Annotated in this window: 12 protein-coding genes; 8 read left to right on the forward strand and 4 right to left on the reverse strand. The window is 71.7% G+C overall.

The window, feature by feature from the left end:
- Nucleotides 1-266 precede the first annotated feature (266 nt).
- The 3 genes from OG430_RS13300 (at nt 267) to OG430_RS13310 (ending at nt 3,421) form a co-directional block, all read left to right on the forward strand.
- On the forward strand, nt 267-1,793 hold the full coding sequence (locus OG430_RS13300) for a helix-turn-helix domain-containing protein (RefSeq protein ID WP_327352687.1): 1,527 nt from the start codon (nt 267-269) through the stop codon (nt 1,791-1,793).
- 208 nt (nt 1,794-2,001) lie between these two features.
- Complete coding sequence (locus OG430_RS13305) at nt 2,002-2,514, forward strand: SigE family RNA polymerase sigma factor (protein ID WP_327352688.1); 513 nt, start codon at nt 2,002-2,004, stop codon at nt 2,512-2,514.
- Nucleotides 2,515-2,530: 16 nt separating this feature from the next.
- Nucleotides 2,531-3,421, forward strand: coding sequence for a hypothetical protein (locus tag OG430_RS13310; RefSeq protein ID WP_327352689.1), 891 nt, complete (start codon nt 2,531-2,533; stop codon nt 3,419-3,421).
- 89 nt (nt 3,422-3,510) lie between these two features.
- Here the strand turns inward: OG430_RS13310 and OG430_RS13315 are convergent, their stop codons facing one another.
- Together OG430_RS13315 and OG430_RS13320 are read right to left on the reverse strand one after the other, a co-directional pair.
- Nucleotides 3,511-3,909 (reverse strand): RidA family protein, encoded by a 399-nt coding sequence (locus tag OG430_RS13315; RefSeq protein WP_327352690.1) that lies wholly within the window; start codon nt 3,907-3,909, stop codon nt 3,511-3,513.
- Nucleotides 3,906-5,048 carry an acyl-CoA dehydrogenase family protein gene (locus OG430_RS13320; protein WP_327352691.1) on the reverse strand — a complete coding sequence of 381 codons (1,143 nt, stop codon included), beginning with the start codon at nt 5,046-5,048 and terminating at the stop codon, nt 3,906-3,908. The genes OG430_RS13315 and OG430_RS13320 overlap by 4 nt, the downstream gene beginning before the upstream one ends.
- 105 nt (nt 5,049-5,153) lie before the next feature.
- Here OG430_RS13320 and OG430_RS13325 point away from each other — a divergent pair, with 105 nt between their 5' ends.
- From OG430_RS13325 to OG430_RS13345, 5 genes are all read left to right on the forward strand, one after another.
- A complete protein-coding gene (locus OG430_RS13325; RefSeq protein WP_327352692.1) occupies nt 5,154-6,791 on the forward strand; it encodes an AMP-binding protein in 1,638 nt (545 codons plus the stop codon).
- Nucleotides 6,792-6,842: 51 nt separating this feature from the next.
- Nucleotides 6,843-7,679 carry a PaaX family transcriptional regulator gene (locus OG430_RS13330; RefSeq protein ID WP_327352693.1) on the forward strand — a complete coding sequence of 279 codons (837 nt, stop codon included), beginning with the start codon at nt 6,843-6,845 and terminating at the stop codon, nt 7,677-7,679.
- Between the two features lie 142 nt (nt 7,680-7,821).
- Nucleotides 7,822-8,037: a FeoA family protein gene (locus tag OG430_RS13335; RefSeq protein ID WP_327352694.1), complete on the forward strand. Its 216-nt coding sequence runs from the start codon at nt 7,822-7,824 to the stop codon at nt 8,035-8,037.
- Entirely contained in the window at nt 8,037-10,130 is a 2,094-nt protein-coding gene (gene feoB / locus OG430_RS13340) for a ferrous iron transport protein B (protein ID WP_327352695.1), read from the forward strand. Before OG430_RS13335 ends, feoB begins: the two co-directional genes overlap by 1 nt.
- Entirely contained in the window at nt 10,127-10,408 is a 282-nt protein-coding gene (locus OG430_RS13345; RefSeq protein ID WP_327352696.1) for a FeoC-like transcriptional regulator, read from the forward strand. The genes feoB and OG430_RS13345 overlap by 4 nt, the downstream gene beginning before the upstream one ends.
- Nucleotides 10,409-10,437: 29 nt before the next feature.
- Here the strand turns inward: OG430_RS13345 and OG430_RS13350 are convergent, their stop codons facing one another.
- Together OG430_RS13350 and OG430_RS13355 are read right to left on the reverse strand one after the other, a co-directional pair.
- A complete protein-coding gene (locus tag OG430_RS13350; RefSeq protein ID WP_327352697.1) occupies nt 10,438-12,753 on the reverse strand; it encodes a bifunctional salicylyl-CoA 5-hydroxylase/oxidoreductase in 2,316 nt (771 codons plus the stop codon).
- 128 nt (nt 12,754-12,881) lie between these two features.
- On the reverse strand, nt 12,882-13,712 hold the full coding sequence (locus tag OG430_RS13355) for an enoyl-CoA hydratase family protein (protein ID WP_327352698.1): 831 nt from the start codon (nt 13,710-13,712) through the stop codon (nt 12,882-12,884).
- Nucleotides 13,713-13,906 lie beyond the last annotated feature (194 nt).

The raw sequence follows: 13,906 nt of genomic DNA on the forward strand, positions 1-13,906 counted from the left end.
CCCACGCCAGAGGACGCTGAGCAAAGTCGGCACGCGCGCGGCCCCGCGGCCCCTGACCACGAACAAACGCAGCGCAAAGCCCAGCCGAAGAAGCGGCACACCAGACAGATCGGCCAACTCGGCCCGTCCGGCGTTTGAGGACCGGGGGCCCGGGGGCAGCGCCCCCGCGACCTCAACCGAAGCCCCGCCCACCCCGGCCAGGGGCCCGTCACCCTGACGCCACCCCCAACGAGGCGACATCTCATATCTGAGATAGCCTGCGACGCATGGCAGACGATTACCTCGTACGCATCGGCAAGCTCATCCGTGACGCCCGTCAGCACCGGGGCTGGACACAGTCGCAGCTTGCCGAGGCGCTCGGCACCTCCCAGAGCGCCGTGAACCGCATCGAACGCGGGAATCAAAACATCAGCCTTGAGATGATCGCTCGAATTGGTGAAGCTCTGGACAGCGAGATCGTGTCCCTGGGTTACTCCGGCCCGATGCATCTCCGCGTCGTCGGCGGCCGTCGCCTCTCCGGCTCGATCGACGTCAAGACGAGCAAGAACGCCTGCGTCGCGCTGCTCTGCGCCTCGCTGCTCAACAAGGGCCGTACGGTCCTGCGCCGGGTGGCCCGGATCGAGGAGGTGTACCGCCTTCTGGAGGTACTGAACTCCATCGGCGTGCGCACCCGCTGGATCAACGACGGGGTCGACCTGGAGATCGTCCCGCCGGCCAAGCTCGAAATGGACGCGATGGACGCGGACGCGGCCCGCCGCACCCGCTCGATCATCATGTTCCTCGGTCCGCTGCTGCACCGCCTGGACCGCTTCAAGCTGCCGTACGCGGGCGGTTGCGACCTCGGTACGCGGACGATCGAGCCGCACATGATCGCCCTGCGCCGCTTCGGCCTGGACATCACGGCCACCGAGGGCATCTACCACGCCGAGGTCGAGCGGATGGCCCCGGACCGCCCGATCGTGCTGACCGAGCGCGGCGACACGGTCACCGAGAACGCGCTGCTCGCGGCCGCCCGGCACGACGGCGTCACGGTCATCCGCAACGCCTCGTCCAACTACATGGTCCAGGACCTGTGCTTCTTCCTGGAGGCCCTGGGCGTACGCGTGGACGGCATCGGCTCGACCACGCTGACCGTGCACGGCGTGCCCAACATCGACGTGGACGTCGACTACTCCCCCTCCGAGGACCCGGTAGAGGCGATGAGCCTGCTGGCCGCCGCCGTGGTCACCGAGTCGGAGCTGACGATCCGTCGGGTGCCGATCGAGTTCATGGAGATCGAGCTCGCGGTCCTGGAGGAGATGGGCCTCGACCACGACCGTTCGGCGGAGTACGCGGCGGACAACGGCCGCACCCGCCTTGTGGACCTGACGGTCCGGCCCTCCAAGCTGGAGGCGCCCATCGACAAGATCCACCCGATGCCGTTCCCGGGCCTCAACATCGACAACGTGCCGTTCTTCGCGGCGATCGCGGCGGTGGCCCAGGGCAAGACCCTGATCCACGACTGGGTCTACGACAACCGCGCGATCTACCTCACGGACCTCAACCGCCTGGGCGGGCGTCTCCAACTCCTGGACCCGCACCGGGTGTTGGTCGAGGGCCCGACGCGTTGGCGCGCGGCCGAGATGATGTGCCCGCCGGCCCTGCGGCCTGCGGTGGTGGTGCTGCTCGCGATGATGGCGGCGGACGGTACGTCGGTGCTCCGCAATGTGTACGTGATCAATCGGGGCTATGAGGATCTGGCGGAGCGGCTCAACTCCGTTGGGGCGCAGATCGAGACGTTCCGGGACATCTAGGCTCGATTCGGCGACGTTTCCCAGGGGCCCCGGGCCGGTGCGAACCGGTTCGTGGGCCCCTTCGCCATGTCCCTGATGGGCAGCGGCCTCGTCGTGGGCCGTCGAGTCGGAGTCGGCTCCCGGTGTGGCCGCCAGTGACAAAGTGATGCGGTCATCGCGTCTTGAGGGGTGAGCAGGCCACACCGGCCGGCCTACGGGGAGGACACCGGTGAGAGGAAGCGATCAACAGCTCCAGGAATTCCAGGACTTCGCCACGACGCACGGGCCACGGCTGTTCCGTACGGGCCTGCTGCTGACCGGTGGCGACTGGCATCGGGCCGAGGACTTGGTGCAGACCGCGTTCAGCAAGGCCTTCGTGGCCTGGGGGCGAGTGCGGCGCACGGACAGTCCGGACGCCTATGTCCGCACCGTTCTGGTGCGGGCCCACCTCTCGGAGCGCCGACTGCGGCGCAGCGGGGAGCGGCCCGTCGCCGAGGTGCCGGAGGGTGCGTACGGCGAGGGCGATCCCACGCTGCGGGTCGCGCTGCTCGGTGCGCTGGCCCAACTGCCGCGCAAGGACCGGGCGGTGCTCGTCCTGCGCTACTGGGAGGACCGCAGCGTGGAGCAGACGGCGGCCGAACTCGGGCTGCGTACCGGGACGGTGCGCAATCGCAGCAGCTCGGCGCTGGCGAAGCTGCGGGTCCTGCTCGGCAGCGAGCGCGATGCGCTCACCACTACGTGAGACGAGGGGGGACGACATGGGCAAGGACGGGGACACGCACATGGACCTGAAGGTGGACGAGCAGGAGCTGACCCGGGCGATGGGAGTCGCCGTCGGCGGGGTGGAGGCACCTACCCGGGACCTGGTGGCGGGGGCCACCCGGCGCGGGCGGGGGTTGCGCACCCGGCGCCGGGCCGCGGTCCTTGCCGGGGCCTGCGCGCTGATCGCGGTGGGGGTCGGCGTGCCCCAGTGGGGGGAGGGATCGAGCCCTTCCGCCTCGCCGGGGGTCGTCTCTCCCGGGACGAACGGCTCGGGGCCCGGCAAGGTGACCATTCCCGACTTCTCGAAGCTGCCGAAGGGCCCACCGCCCCCGCCTCCCGGAGAGGTGCAGCGGACGGGACGGGCCACGGCGGCCCTGCTGAAGGAACTGCTGCCGAGGGGCAAGGTGTCCGGGGCCTATGCGGGCCAGGACGCCACGGCCGAGGACCTCTATCTGCTCTTCGCCAGGCTGTCCATCGGCGCCCCGCCGATGGAGCAGGAGGCCCAGATCAACGTGCAGTCGGCGTTCGGCCCCGGGTCCACGCACGAGCAGCTGGTGGACTTCTACTCGTGCAAGTCCCGGGTCGAACCGGGCGAGTTCTGCAGGGCGACCAATCTCGACGACGGTTCGGTGCTCCTGCTGTTCGAGCGGCGGAACGGGGAGCTGATCGAACGGAACGCCGACCTGCTGCGCATCGACGGGACCCGGCTGACGGCGGGGGCGGCCAACGGCGCGGACGTGGAGGACGGGCCGGTGGTGGGGACCAAGCCCCCGCTGACCCTCAAACAGCTGAAGTCCATCGTCACCAGCGACAAGTGGACCCTGTACGTGGACCCCGAGGTCAACGAGCGGGCCAAGCAGCTGGAGCCGTACGAGCCATACAACTAGGACGAGTTCCGGCAGGGCGAGCGAGTTTGAGCAGGACGAGTTCCAGGTCGGGTCGGCGACCGCCTCGCCGGACCCGACCTGATCGGCCCTCAGTCGAGCACCGCGACGCCGTCCAGCTCCACCAGGCACTGCTCGTCCCAGAGCCGGACCGCGCCGATCACCGCCATCGCGGGGTAGTCGCGACCCGCCAACCGCCGCCAGATCGCCCCGATTTCGCGAGCGTGCGCGCGGTAGTCGGCGACGTCGGTGGCGTACACCGTGACGCGGGCGAGGTCCTTCGGGGTGCCGCCCGCAGCGCGCAAGGCGGCCAGCAGGTTGGTGAGGGCCAGCTCGAACTGGTCCGGCAGCTCGCCCCCGACGGGCTTTCCGTCGGGGGCGAGCGCCGTTTGCCCGGCGAGGAAGACGAGCCGCGATCCGGTCGCGGCGACGGCGTGCGAGAAGCCGGTCGGCGGCGAGAGCTCGGCAGGATTGACGCGTTCCAGGCTCATTCGCGGGAGGCCCCCTTCGAGTCGAGCTCCTTGTAGAGCTCCTTGGCGATGATCGCGCGCTGCACTTCGGTCGCGCCCTCATAGATGCGCGGCGCCCGCACCTCCCGGTAGAGGTGCTCGAGCAGATGCCCGCGCCTGAGCGCCCGCGCCCCGTGCAGCTGGACCGCCGCGTCGACCACCTGCTGAGCGGTCTCGGTCGCCAGGAGCTTCGCCATGGCAACACGCCGAGGCACGTCGGGCTCGCCCCGGTCGTACGCGGCCGCAGCGGCGTACACCAGGAGCCGGGCCGCCTCCGTGCGCGTGGCGAGGTCGGCCAGCTCGTGCGCGACCGTCTGCAGATCCCGCAACAGGCCGCCGAACGCCCGGCGTTCACTGGTGTGCTCGAGCGCCGCGTCCAGGGCGGCCTGTGCCATGCCGACCGCGAACGCGCCCACGCTGGGCCGGAAGAGATTGAGCGTGCCCATCGCGACCCGGAAGCCGCGGTCCTCCTCGCCGAGGACGTCGGCGGAGGTGACCGGCACCCCGTCGAAGTCGAGCGCGCCGATGGGGTGCGGCGAGAGCATCTCCAGGGCGGTCCCGGTAAGGCCCTCGCGGTCGGCCGGCACCAGGAAGGCCGTGACCCCGCGGGCTCCCGTGTCCGGCGACGTACGGGCGAAGACCGTGTAGAAGTCGGCCTCGGGGGCGTTGGAGATCCAGCACTTCTCGCCGGTCAGGCGCCAGCCGTCGGAGCCGTCCGGCTCGGCGCGGAGTTCGAGGGCCGCCGCGTCCGAGCCCGCGCCGGGCTCGCTCAGCGCGAAGGCGGCCACCGCCTGCCCGGACACGACAGCAGGCAGCCAGCGCGCGCGCTGCTCGGCGGTGCCGTGCGCATGCACCGGATGGGCGCCGAGGCCCTGCAGGGCGAGGGCCGTCTCGGCCTCCGTACAGGCGTAGGCGAGGGATTCCCGCATCAGGCACAGTTCGAGCGAGCCGGAAGTGAAAAGCCTTGACAGCAGGCCGAGTTCACCGAGTTCGGCCACCAAGGGCCGGTTGACACGGCCCTGTTCGCCCTGGTCGGCGAGGGGCCGCAGGCGTTCGGCGGCCACGGTGCGCAGTTCCTCGCACCATGCCTGTTCCTTCGGCTCCAGCGCGAATGCGGACATGGGCGCCCCCTCTTTATCGCGTCCCGTTGACTGTCGTCACTATCACGATACGCTCGTTGGGCTACGACGCCACGCCTCCCCACCACCCGCTAGGGGGCGCACCGAATGGAGCTCACCCACTCCGCGCACGCCGACACCTTCGCGCGGGATCATCTGCCGCCCGCCGAACAATGGCCCCGGCTCGTCTTCGAGCTGCCGGAGCTGCAGTACCCGGAGCGGCTCAACTGCGCCGCCGAACTGCTCGATCGCACGGTGGAACGCCTCGGCCCGGACCGGCCCGTCTTCCGCCCGCCCTCCGGCGAGGTGTGGACGTACGGGCGGCTCCAGGAGCAGGTCGACCGGATCGCGCACTCCCTCGTCGCCGACCTGGGCGTGATCCCCGGCAATCGCGTGCTGCTGCGCGGGCCGACCACGCCCCAGCTCGCCGCCTGCTGGCTGGCCGTCCTGAAGGCGGGGGCCGTCGCAGTCACCGTGCTGGCCCAGCAGCGCAGCCAGGAGCTCGCCACGATGTGCGAGATCGCACAGGTCAGCCATGCGCTGTGCGACTTCCGCAACATGGACGACCTGGTGCGGGCCCGGGTGCCGGGGCTGCTGATCGCGCCGTTCGGCGGGGGCGGCCCCGACGATCTGCTGGTGCGGGCCGGGCGGCGGTCCGGGTCCGAGGCGTTCGTCCCGGTCGACACCGCGGCCGACGACGTGGCCCTGATCGCCTTCACCAGCGGCACGACCGGGCGGCCCAAGGGGTGCATGCACTTCCACCGCGACGTCCTCGCGATCGCCGACACCTTCTCGCGGCAGATCCTCAAGCCCGAGCCGGACGACGTGTTCGCGGGCAGTCCACCGCTGGGCTTCACCTTCGGGCTCGGCGGGCTCGTGGTGTTCCCGATGCGGGCGGGCGCGAGCTCCGTGCTGCTCGAACAGGCCGGGCCCAAGGTGATGTTGCCCGCGATCGCGGAGCACAAGATCTCCGTCGTCTTCACGGCGCCGACCGCCTACCGGGCCATGCTGGACGAGCTCAAGGACCCGAAGAGCCCGTCCGCGTACGACATTTCCTCGCTGCGGCGCTGTGTCTCCGCGGGCGAGAACCTCCCGGCCGCGACCTGGCAGGCCTGGTACGAGCGGACCGGGCATCGCATCATCAACGGCATCGGCGCGACCGAGCTGCTGCACATCTTCATCTCCGCCGCCGACGACGCGATCAAGGCCGGCACGACCGGGATTCCGGTGCCCGGCTGGCAGGCGCGCGTGGTCGACGAGGCAGGCAAGCCGGTGCCGGACGGCGAGCCGGGGCTGCTCGCCGTGCGCGGGCCGGTGGGCTGCCGCTATCTCGCGGACGAGCGGCAGTCGGAGTACGTGCGGGACGGCTGGAACATCACCGGGGACACGTACGTCCGTGGGCCCGACGGGTACTTCCGGTACGTCGCCCGCGCGGACGACATGATCATTTCGGCCGGGTACAACATCGCGGGACCCCAGGTCGAGGAGGCGCTGCTGCGCCACCCCGATGTGCTTGAGGCCGCGGTGGTGGGGCAGCCGGACGAGTTGCGGGGGCAGATCGTCGCCGCGTACGTGGTGCTGCGCGAGGGGGCGGACGCGGACGAGGCGACGGCCGGGGCGCTGCGGGAGTTCGTGAAGGGCGAGCTGGTGCCGTACAAGTGCCCGCGCGTGATCGAGTTCCTGGACGCGCTGCCGCGTACGCCCACGGGGAAGCTGCAGCGGTTCCGGCTGCGGGTGCCGGGGTGAGCACCGCGCCCTCGGCGATCGCCGACAGGTCGCACGATCTAGAGTTGCCGCGTGACTGACCAGCACACTCCCGGCTCCCTGATCGTCACCTACTACGGTGCGTACGGGCGGCGCTCGCCGGGCCCGGTGCCGGTGGCCGAGCTGATCCGGCTGCTCGCGCCCGCCGGGGTGGACGCGCCCGCGGTGCGCTCGGCGGTGTCGCGGCTCAAGCGGCGCGGGCTGCTCGAAGCGGGACGTACGCCCGGGGGCGCGGCCGGGTACGCGCTGTCGGCGGACGCCCGGCAGCTGCTCGACGACGGCGACCGGCGCATCTATCCGCCCGCCCCGCCCCGGGCGACGGACGGCTGGGTCATCGCGGTGTTCTCGGTGCCGGAGTCCGAGCGCAGCAAGCGGCACGTGCTGCGCTCCCGGCTCGCCCGGCTCGGGTTCGGGACGGCGGCCCCGGGGGTGTGGATCGCGCCGGCCCGGCACTACGCGGAGACCCGGCACACCCTCGAAAGGCTCCAACTCGCCGAGTACGTCGACCTGTTCAGGGGCGAGCACCTGGGCTTCGCGGCGACCGCGCAGGCGGCGGCCCGCTGGTGGGACCTGGCGGGGATCGCCAAGGAGCACGAGGCGTTCCTGGACCGGCACGAGCCGGCGCTGCGCGCGTGGGAGGCGCGGACGGCGACGCCCGCCGAGGAGGCGTACCGGGACTATCTGCTCGCCCTGGACACCTGGCGGCGGCTGCCGTACACCGATCCGGGACTGCCCGCGGAGCTGCTGCCGGAGGACTGGCCCGGGGGGCGTTCGGCGGAGGTGTTCGCGGCGCTGCACGGGCGGCTGCGGGACGCCGGGGCGGAGTTCGCGGAGCGCGGCACCGCCCGAGTCGGACGCGGCACCGCCTGAACCGAACGCGGCACTGTCCGAAGGGACTAGGCAGGGTCCCGGCCATAAGTCCCTACGCGCATTACTTTCGACTCCGCTTTGGGGCATTTCGCGAAGTTAGGCTTACCTAATCCGAGATGTCCCCACGGAAGAGGTGCGCATCGTGCCGTCCCTGCTTGACTGCCCTCCGGGAACCACCGTCCGCATGGCGGGGATCGAGCAGAGCAGCGGCGCGCGCAGACTCCTCGAATTCGGCTTCGTGCCCGGCGCCGAGGTCACGGTGATCGCGCGGGGCGCGACCGGTGGACTGCTCGTCGGCATCGGCGACGCGCGGGTCGCGCTCGACTCGCGTACGGCGTCCCGGCTGCGACACCTGTGATGGCGGGCTCCTGCCACGACGGTGGCACGGCGACCCTCACCCCGGCGGACACCGCGCTGGTCGCGCTCGTCGGCAACCCCAATGTCGGCAAGTCGACCGTCTTCAACGCCCTCACCGGCGCCCACCAGCACGTCGGCAACTGGCCGGGCAAGACCGTGCAGGTCGCCCAGGGCCAGTGGCGCACCCCGGACGGCGCGCGCCTCAGCGTCGCCGATCTGCCGGGAACGTACAGCCTGCTGCCCGAGTCCCCCGACGAGGAGCTCGTCCGCGACCTGCTGACCGCGCCCCTCGGCGACCGGCCCGACCTGGTGGTCTTCGCCCTGGACGCGGCGAATCCGGCGCGCAATCTGTATCTGCTCTCCCAGGTCCTGGACACCGGCATTGCGCTGGTGGTCATGCTGACCATGACGGACATCGCCGCCAAGCGGGGCTCGGCCCCGGACCCGGTGGTGCTGGAGCGGGCGCTCGGGGTGCCGGTGGTGGCCGTGACGGGGCGCACCGGCAAGGGACTTGAGGCGCTTGCCGAGGCGGTCGAGCGGGGGCCGGCGACCGGTCGTCCGGATGCGGCTCCACCCGCCTGGTACCAGGGCTCCGAACTGGCCGCCGCACTCGATCCGCTGGTGGCCGCCGCGGCGGAGCACTCCCCCGCGCCCGCCTGGCTCGCCCTCGCCCTCCTGTGCGGCGAGCCCGTGCCCGGCGCCCCCGCCGCCCTGGCCGCTGAGGCGGCACGGGTCGCCCGGAGCCTCGAACAGGCCGACGCCGACGCCGAGTTGCTGATCGCCGAGGCCCGCTACGCCTGGGCCCACCGCGTCATCGAGAAGGCAGTACGCCGCCCCGGCACGCCCAAGCCCACGGCGAGCGACCGGGCGGACCGGGTGCTGCTCTCGCGCTGGTTCGGGATTCCGTTCTTCCTCGCGGTGATGTGGGGCGTGTTCGAGGCCACCACGGCGCTGGCGAAGCCGCTGCAGGACGGGCTCGGCGACCTGGTCTCCGGGCCGGTCAGCGGGCGGGCCTCCGCCCTGCTCGACGCGGTGCACGCGCCGGGCTGGCTGTCGGGGCTCCTGGTGGACGGGGTGATCAACGGTGTGGGGCAGCTGCTGACCTTCGTACCGCTGATGGCCATCATGTTCCTGCTGCTCTCGCTCCTTGAGGACTCCGGGTACTTCGCGCGGGCGGCGTTCGTCGCGGACCGGGCGATGCGGGCGCTCAGGCTGCCGGGGCGGGCGTTCCTGCCGCTCATCGTGGGCTTCGGCTGCAATGTGCCGGCGCTCGCGGGCACCCGGATCCTCAAGCAGCGCTCGCACCGTCTCCTGGTCGGGCTGCTGATCCCGTACATGAGCTGCACCGCGCGCCTCACGGTCTTCGCGATGATCGCGTCGGTGTTCTTCGGCTCGAACACCGGCACCGTGATCTTCCTGCTGTACGTGATGTCGGTGCTCCTCGTCGTGGCGATGGGCCTGCTCCTGCGGCCGCTGCTCTTCAAGGACATGAAGCCGGAACCGCTGGTCCTGGAGCTGCCGCCGTACCGCCTTCCGACGCCGCGGGTGACCGGCACCCAGGTGTGGCAGCGGCTTGCCGCGTTCCTGAAGACGGCGGGCGGGATCATCGTGGCGACGGTCGCGGCGGTGTGGCTCCTGATGGCGATTCCCGCCGGGAGCTCCGCCGCGTTCGGTGAAGTGCCGGTGCAGCAGAGCGTGTTCGGCACCGTCACCGAGGCGATCGCACCGGCCATGGGGCCGGCCGGGTTCGGCGACTGGCATGCCTCGGCGGCGCTCGCGACCGGGTTCGTGGCCAAGGAGGGCGTCGTGTCGACGGTCGCGCAGACCTATGGGGCCGATGAGGACGCGGTGGGCGGGCAGGCGCTCAACGAGCAGTTGCACGCGACCTTCGAGCACGCCTCGGGCGGGCACGCGGACGCGGCGGCCATGGCCTTCCTCGTCTTCATCCTCGCCTATACGCCGTGCATGGCGACCCTCGCCGCCCAGCGCGCGGAGATCGGGACGCGGCTGACGCTGATCGGGCTCGGGGTGCAGCTGGCGGTGGCGTGGCTGCTCGCGGTCGGGGTGTTCCAGCTGCTGAAGGTGTTCTGGTGAGCGCCGGGCTGCGGGACTTCCTGCGCGAGTTCGAGCAGGCGGCGCCGGGCATGGGCCTGGCCGTGGTCGCGCGCCGCCTCGGCGTCACGCTCGACGAGGCGCGCGCGATGGCGGACTACTGGGTCCGCAAGGGCCGCATCGAGCGGGAGCTCGTGGGCATGCCGGACTGCTCGGGCTGCGTCTTCGCCTCGCGCGCGTGCACCGACTGCCCTTCCGTGTCCGGCAGTTCACCGCTGGTCCGGCTCACGCTTTCCGGCCCGTCCCCGGAACGGCAATAGCTCGGATCAACCCAGCGTGAGCCGCGGCTTCAGCCCAGCTTGAGCCGCGGTTTCGGCCCGTCCGTGCGCCCGGTCTGCGGGCGCCGGCTGCCCGCCCGGTAGGGCTCCGGCCAGCTCGCCCCCGGCCCGCTGTAGCCCTGCTCGGCCGCCGCGTGCAGCGTCCAGTGCGGGTCGTACAGGTGCGGGCGGGCCAGCGCGCACAGGTCGGTACGCCCGGCCAGGATCAGCGAGTTGACGTCGTCCCAGGACGAGATGGCGCCCACCGCGATCACCGGAACGGAGAGCTCGTTGCGGATCCGGTCGGCGTACGGCGTCTGGTACGAGCGGCCGTACGCGGGTCGCTCCTCGGCCACGACCTGCCCGGTCGACACGTCGATCGCGTCGGCGCCGTGCGCGACGAAGGCCCGTGCGATCTCCACCGCGTCCTCGGCCGTGGTGCCGCCCTCGGCCCAGTCGGTGGCGGAGATCCGCACCGTCATGGGCCGCTCGGCGGGCCAGATCGCCCGTACCGCGTCGAAGACTTCGAGCGGGAAGCGCAGGCGCTTGGCCAGGGATCCGCCGTACGCGTCGGTGCGTCGATTGGTCAGCGGGGACAGGAACCCGGACAGCAAGTAGCCGTGCGCGCAGTGCAGTTCGAGCAGGTCGAAGTCGCAGCGCGCCGCCCGCCAGGCGGCCGCCGCGAACTCCTCGCGGATCTCGGTGAGTCCGGCCCGCGACAGCTCGTGCGGGGTCTGGCTGCCCGGCTTGTAGGGGAGCGGCGACGCCGCGGACAGGGGCCAGTTGCCCGCCTCCAGCGGCTCGTCGATGCCTTCCCACATCAGCTTGGTCGAGCCCTTGCGGCCGGAGTGCCCGAGCTGCACGCCGATCGCGGTGCCGGGTGCCTGGGTGCGTACGAACGATGTGATGCGCCCCCACGCCGCGGCCTGCTCCGCGTTCCACAGACCGGCGCAGCCCGGCGTGATCCGGCCCTCGGCGCTGACGCACACCATCTCGGTCATCACCAGACCGGCGCCGCCGAGCGCCCGTGCGCCCAGGTGGACGAGGTGGAAGTCGCCCGGTACGCCGTCCGTGGCGACGTACATGTCCATCGGCGAGACGACCACGCGGTTGCGCAGCTCCAGCTCGCGCAGCCTGAGCGGCGTGAACATCGGCGGGGTGCCCGGCGGGCAGCCGAATTCGCGCTCGACGGCCTCGGTGAAGTGTGCGTCGCGCAGCCGGAGGTTGTCGTGGGTGACGCGGCGGCTGCGGGTGAGCAGGTTGAACGCGAACTGCCGCGCCGGCTGGTCCGCGTACAGCTCCAGCTCCTCGAACCACTGCAGGCTGGCGCGGGCGGCGCGCTGCGTGGACTCGACGACGGGGCGCCGCTCGGTCTCGTACGCCGCCAACGCCTCCTGCAACGTGGGCTGTTCCTCGATGCACGCGGCGAGCGCGAGGGCGTCCTCGACGGCGAGCTTGGTGCCGGAGCCGATGGAGAAGTGCGCGGTGTGCGCGGCGTCGCCGAGCAGCACCGTATTGCCGTGCGACCAGCGGTCGTTGACGACGGTGCGGAAGGTGATCCAGGAGGAGTTGTTGGAGCGCAGCGGCCGTCCGCCGAGGGCGTCGGAGAACAGCTTGGCGCACCGCTCGACCGACTCGCGCTCGTCGAGCCCGTCGAAGCCGGCGGCCTTCCAGACCTCTTCGCGCATCTCGACGATGACGGTGGATTCGCTGTCCGAGTACGGGTAGCCGTGCAGCTGCATCACGCCGTGCTCGGTCTCCGCGATCTCGAAGCGGAACGCGTCGAAGGCGAAGTCGGCGGCCAGCCAGATGTAGCGGCAGCGGTGTTCCTCGATGTGCGGACCGAACGCTTCGCGGCGGCCCTCGCGGGTGCCGCTGTGCACGCCGTCCGCCGCGATGACCAGGTCGTACGTCGACGACAGTGCCTCGGCCGTGGGTGCTTCGGTGCTGAAGCGGAGCTCGATGCCGAGGTCCCGGCAGCGCTCGTGCAGGATCTGCAGGAGCCGGCGGCGGCCGAGCGCGGCGAAGCCGTGGCCGCCGGAGGTGTGGCGGGTGCCCCGGTGCACGATGTCGATGTCGTCCCAGCGCACGAACTCGGCCTGCAGCGCGGCATAGACGACCGGGTCGGCGTGCTCGATGCCGCCCAGGGTCTCGTCGGAGAGGACGACGCCGAAGCCGAAGGTGTCGTCCGGTGCGTTGCGCTCCCAGACGGTGATCTCGCGCGCCGGGTCGAGGCGCTTGAGCAGGGCTGCGGCGTAGAGCCCTCCGGGGCCGCCGCCGACTACTGCTATCCGCAGGGGTGCGGGTCGGGGTGTGTTGTCGTCTCGGGGCTTCGCCCCGGGCCCCATCCCCGTTTGGCTTCTCGCCGTTGCTGGGGGCCAGCCCCCAGACCCCCGCTCCTCAAACGCCGGAGGGGCTGAATTCGGCCCGGACGCCGGAGGGGCTGAATTCGGCCCGGACGCCGGACCGGGCGTGCTCATCGGCCCTGCCACTTCGGCGGCCGCTTCGCGGTGAAGGCGGCGTGGAATTCCGCGTAGTCCTCGCCGTTCATGAGCAGGGCCTGGGTCGCCGCGTCCATCTCGACGGCGGCTGCGAGCGGCATGTCGAGCTCGGCGGTGAGCAGCGCCTTGGTCTGTGCGTAGGCGAGCGCGGGGCCCTCGGCGAGGCGTTGGGCGAGCTCGGCGGCGCGGGCGTCGACCTGGCCCTCCTCGGTCAACTCGCTGATCAGGCCGATCCGTTCGGCCTCGGGGGCGCGCACCGGGTCGCCGAGCATGAGGAGGCGGGTGGCGTGGCCGAGGCCGACGACGCGGGGCAGCAGATAGGCCGCGCCCATGTCGCCGCCGGAGAGGCCGACCTTCGTGAAGAGGAAGGCGAAGCGCGCGGAGGGGTCGGCGATCCGGAAGTCGGCGGCCAGGGCGAGCACCGCACCCGCACCCGCGGCGACCCCGTGCACGGCCGCGATCACCGGGAAGGGGCACTCCCGGACGGCCCGGACCACCTGCCCCGTCATCCGGTTGAAGTCGAGCAGCTGCGAGGTGTCCATGCCGAGGGTCGCCCCGATGATCTCGTCGACGTCTCCGCCCGAGCAGAAGCCGCGCCCCTCGCCGGCCAGGACCAGGGCCCGGACCGTCTTCTCGCGGGACAGTTCGGCGAGGAGATCGCGCAGGTCGGCGTAGGCGCCGAAGGTCAGCGCGTTCAGCTTCTCGGGGCGGGCCAGCGTCACCGTGGCGACCCCGGCCTCGTCGGTCACCACCCTCAGGTGCTGCCAGTCGCGGGTGCGGGGCGTGGAACCGGTGAACGGGCTCATGCGGCCTCCTTCGGACGGGCTCTTCGAAGCTATCACCCTTCCATGACTGTCGTCACGAGTACGCAATAAGCCAAGTCCCACACTGGCTGGACGGCATCGGCGTACCGCCAATGGTCCCTACCTGTGTGGTGTACGTCCCACCAGGCCGGGGCCCCCTCCCCTACTCAGAGCGCCGGAGGCTTCGTAAGGTTGAA

The sequence above is a fragment of the Streptomyces sp. NBC_01304 genome, from assembly GCF_035975855.1.
Classification (GTDB): Bacteria; Actinomycetota; Actinomycetes; order Streptomycetales; family Streptomycetaceae; genus Streptomyces.

Excerpts from the sequence above, each read along its gene's own strand:
- OG430_RS13300 (WP_327352687.1), top strand. The coding sequence starts at position 267 with ATGGCAGACGATTACCTCGTACGCATCGGCAAGCTCATCCGTGACGCC.
- OG430_RS13310 (WP_327352689.1), top strand. The coding sequence starts at position 2,531 with ATGGGCAAGGACGGGGACACGCACATGGACCTGAAGGTGGACGAGCAG.
- OG430_RS13315 (WP_327352690.1), bottom strand. The coding sequence starts at position 3,909 with ATGAGCCTGGAACGCGTCAATCCTGCCGAGCTCTCGCCGCCGACCGGC.
- OG430_RS13320 (WP_327352691.1), bottom strand. The coding sequence starts at position 5,048 with ATGTCCGCATTCGCGCTGGAGCCGAAGGAACAGGCATGGTGCGAGGAA.
- OG430_RS13325 (WP_327352692.1), top strand. The coding sequence starts at position 5,154 with ATGGAGCTCACCCACTCCGCGCACGCCGACACCTTCGCGCGGGATCAT.
- feoB (WP_327352695.1), top strand. The coding sequence starts at position 8,037 with ATGGCGGGCTCCTGCCACGACGGTGGCACGGCGACCCTCACCCCGGCG.
- OG430_RS13350 (WP_327352697.1), bottom strand. The coding sequence starts at position 12,753 with ATGGGGCCCGGGGCGAAGCCCCGAGACGACAACACACCCCGACCCGCA.
- OG430_RS13355 (WP_327352698.1), bottom strand. The coding sequence starts at position 13,712 with ATGAGCCCGTTCACCGGTTCCACGCCCCGCACCCGCGACTGGCAGCAC.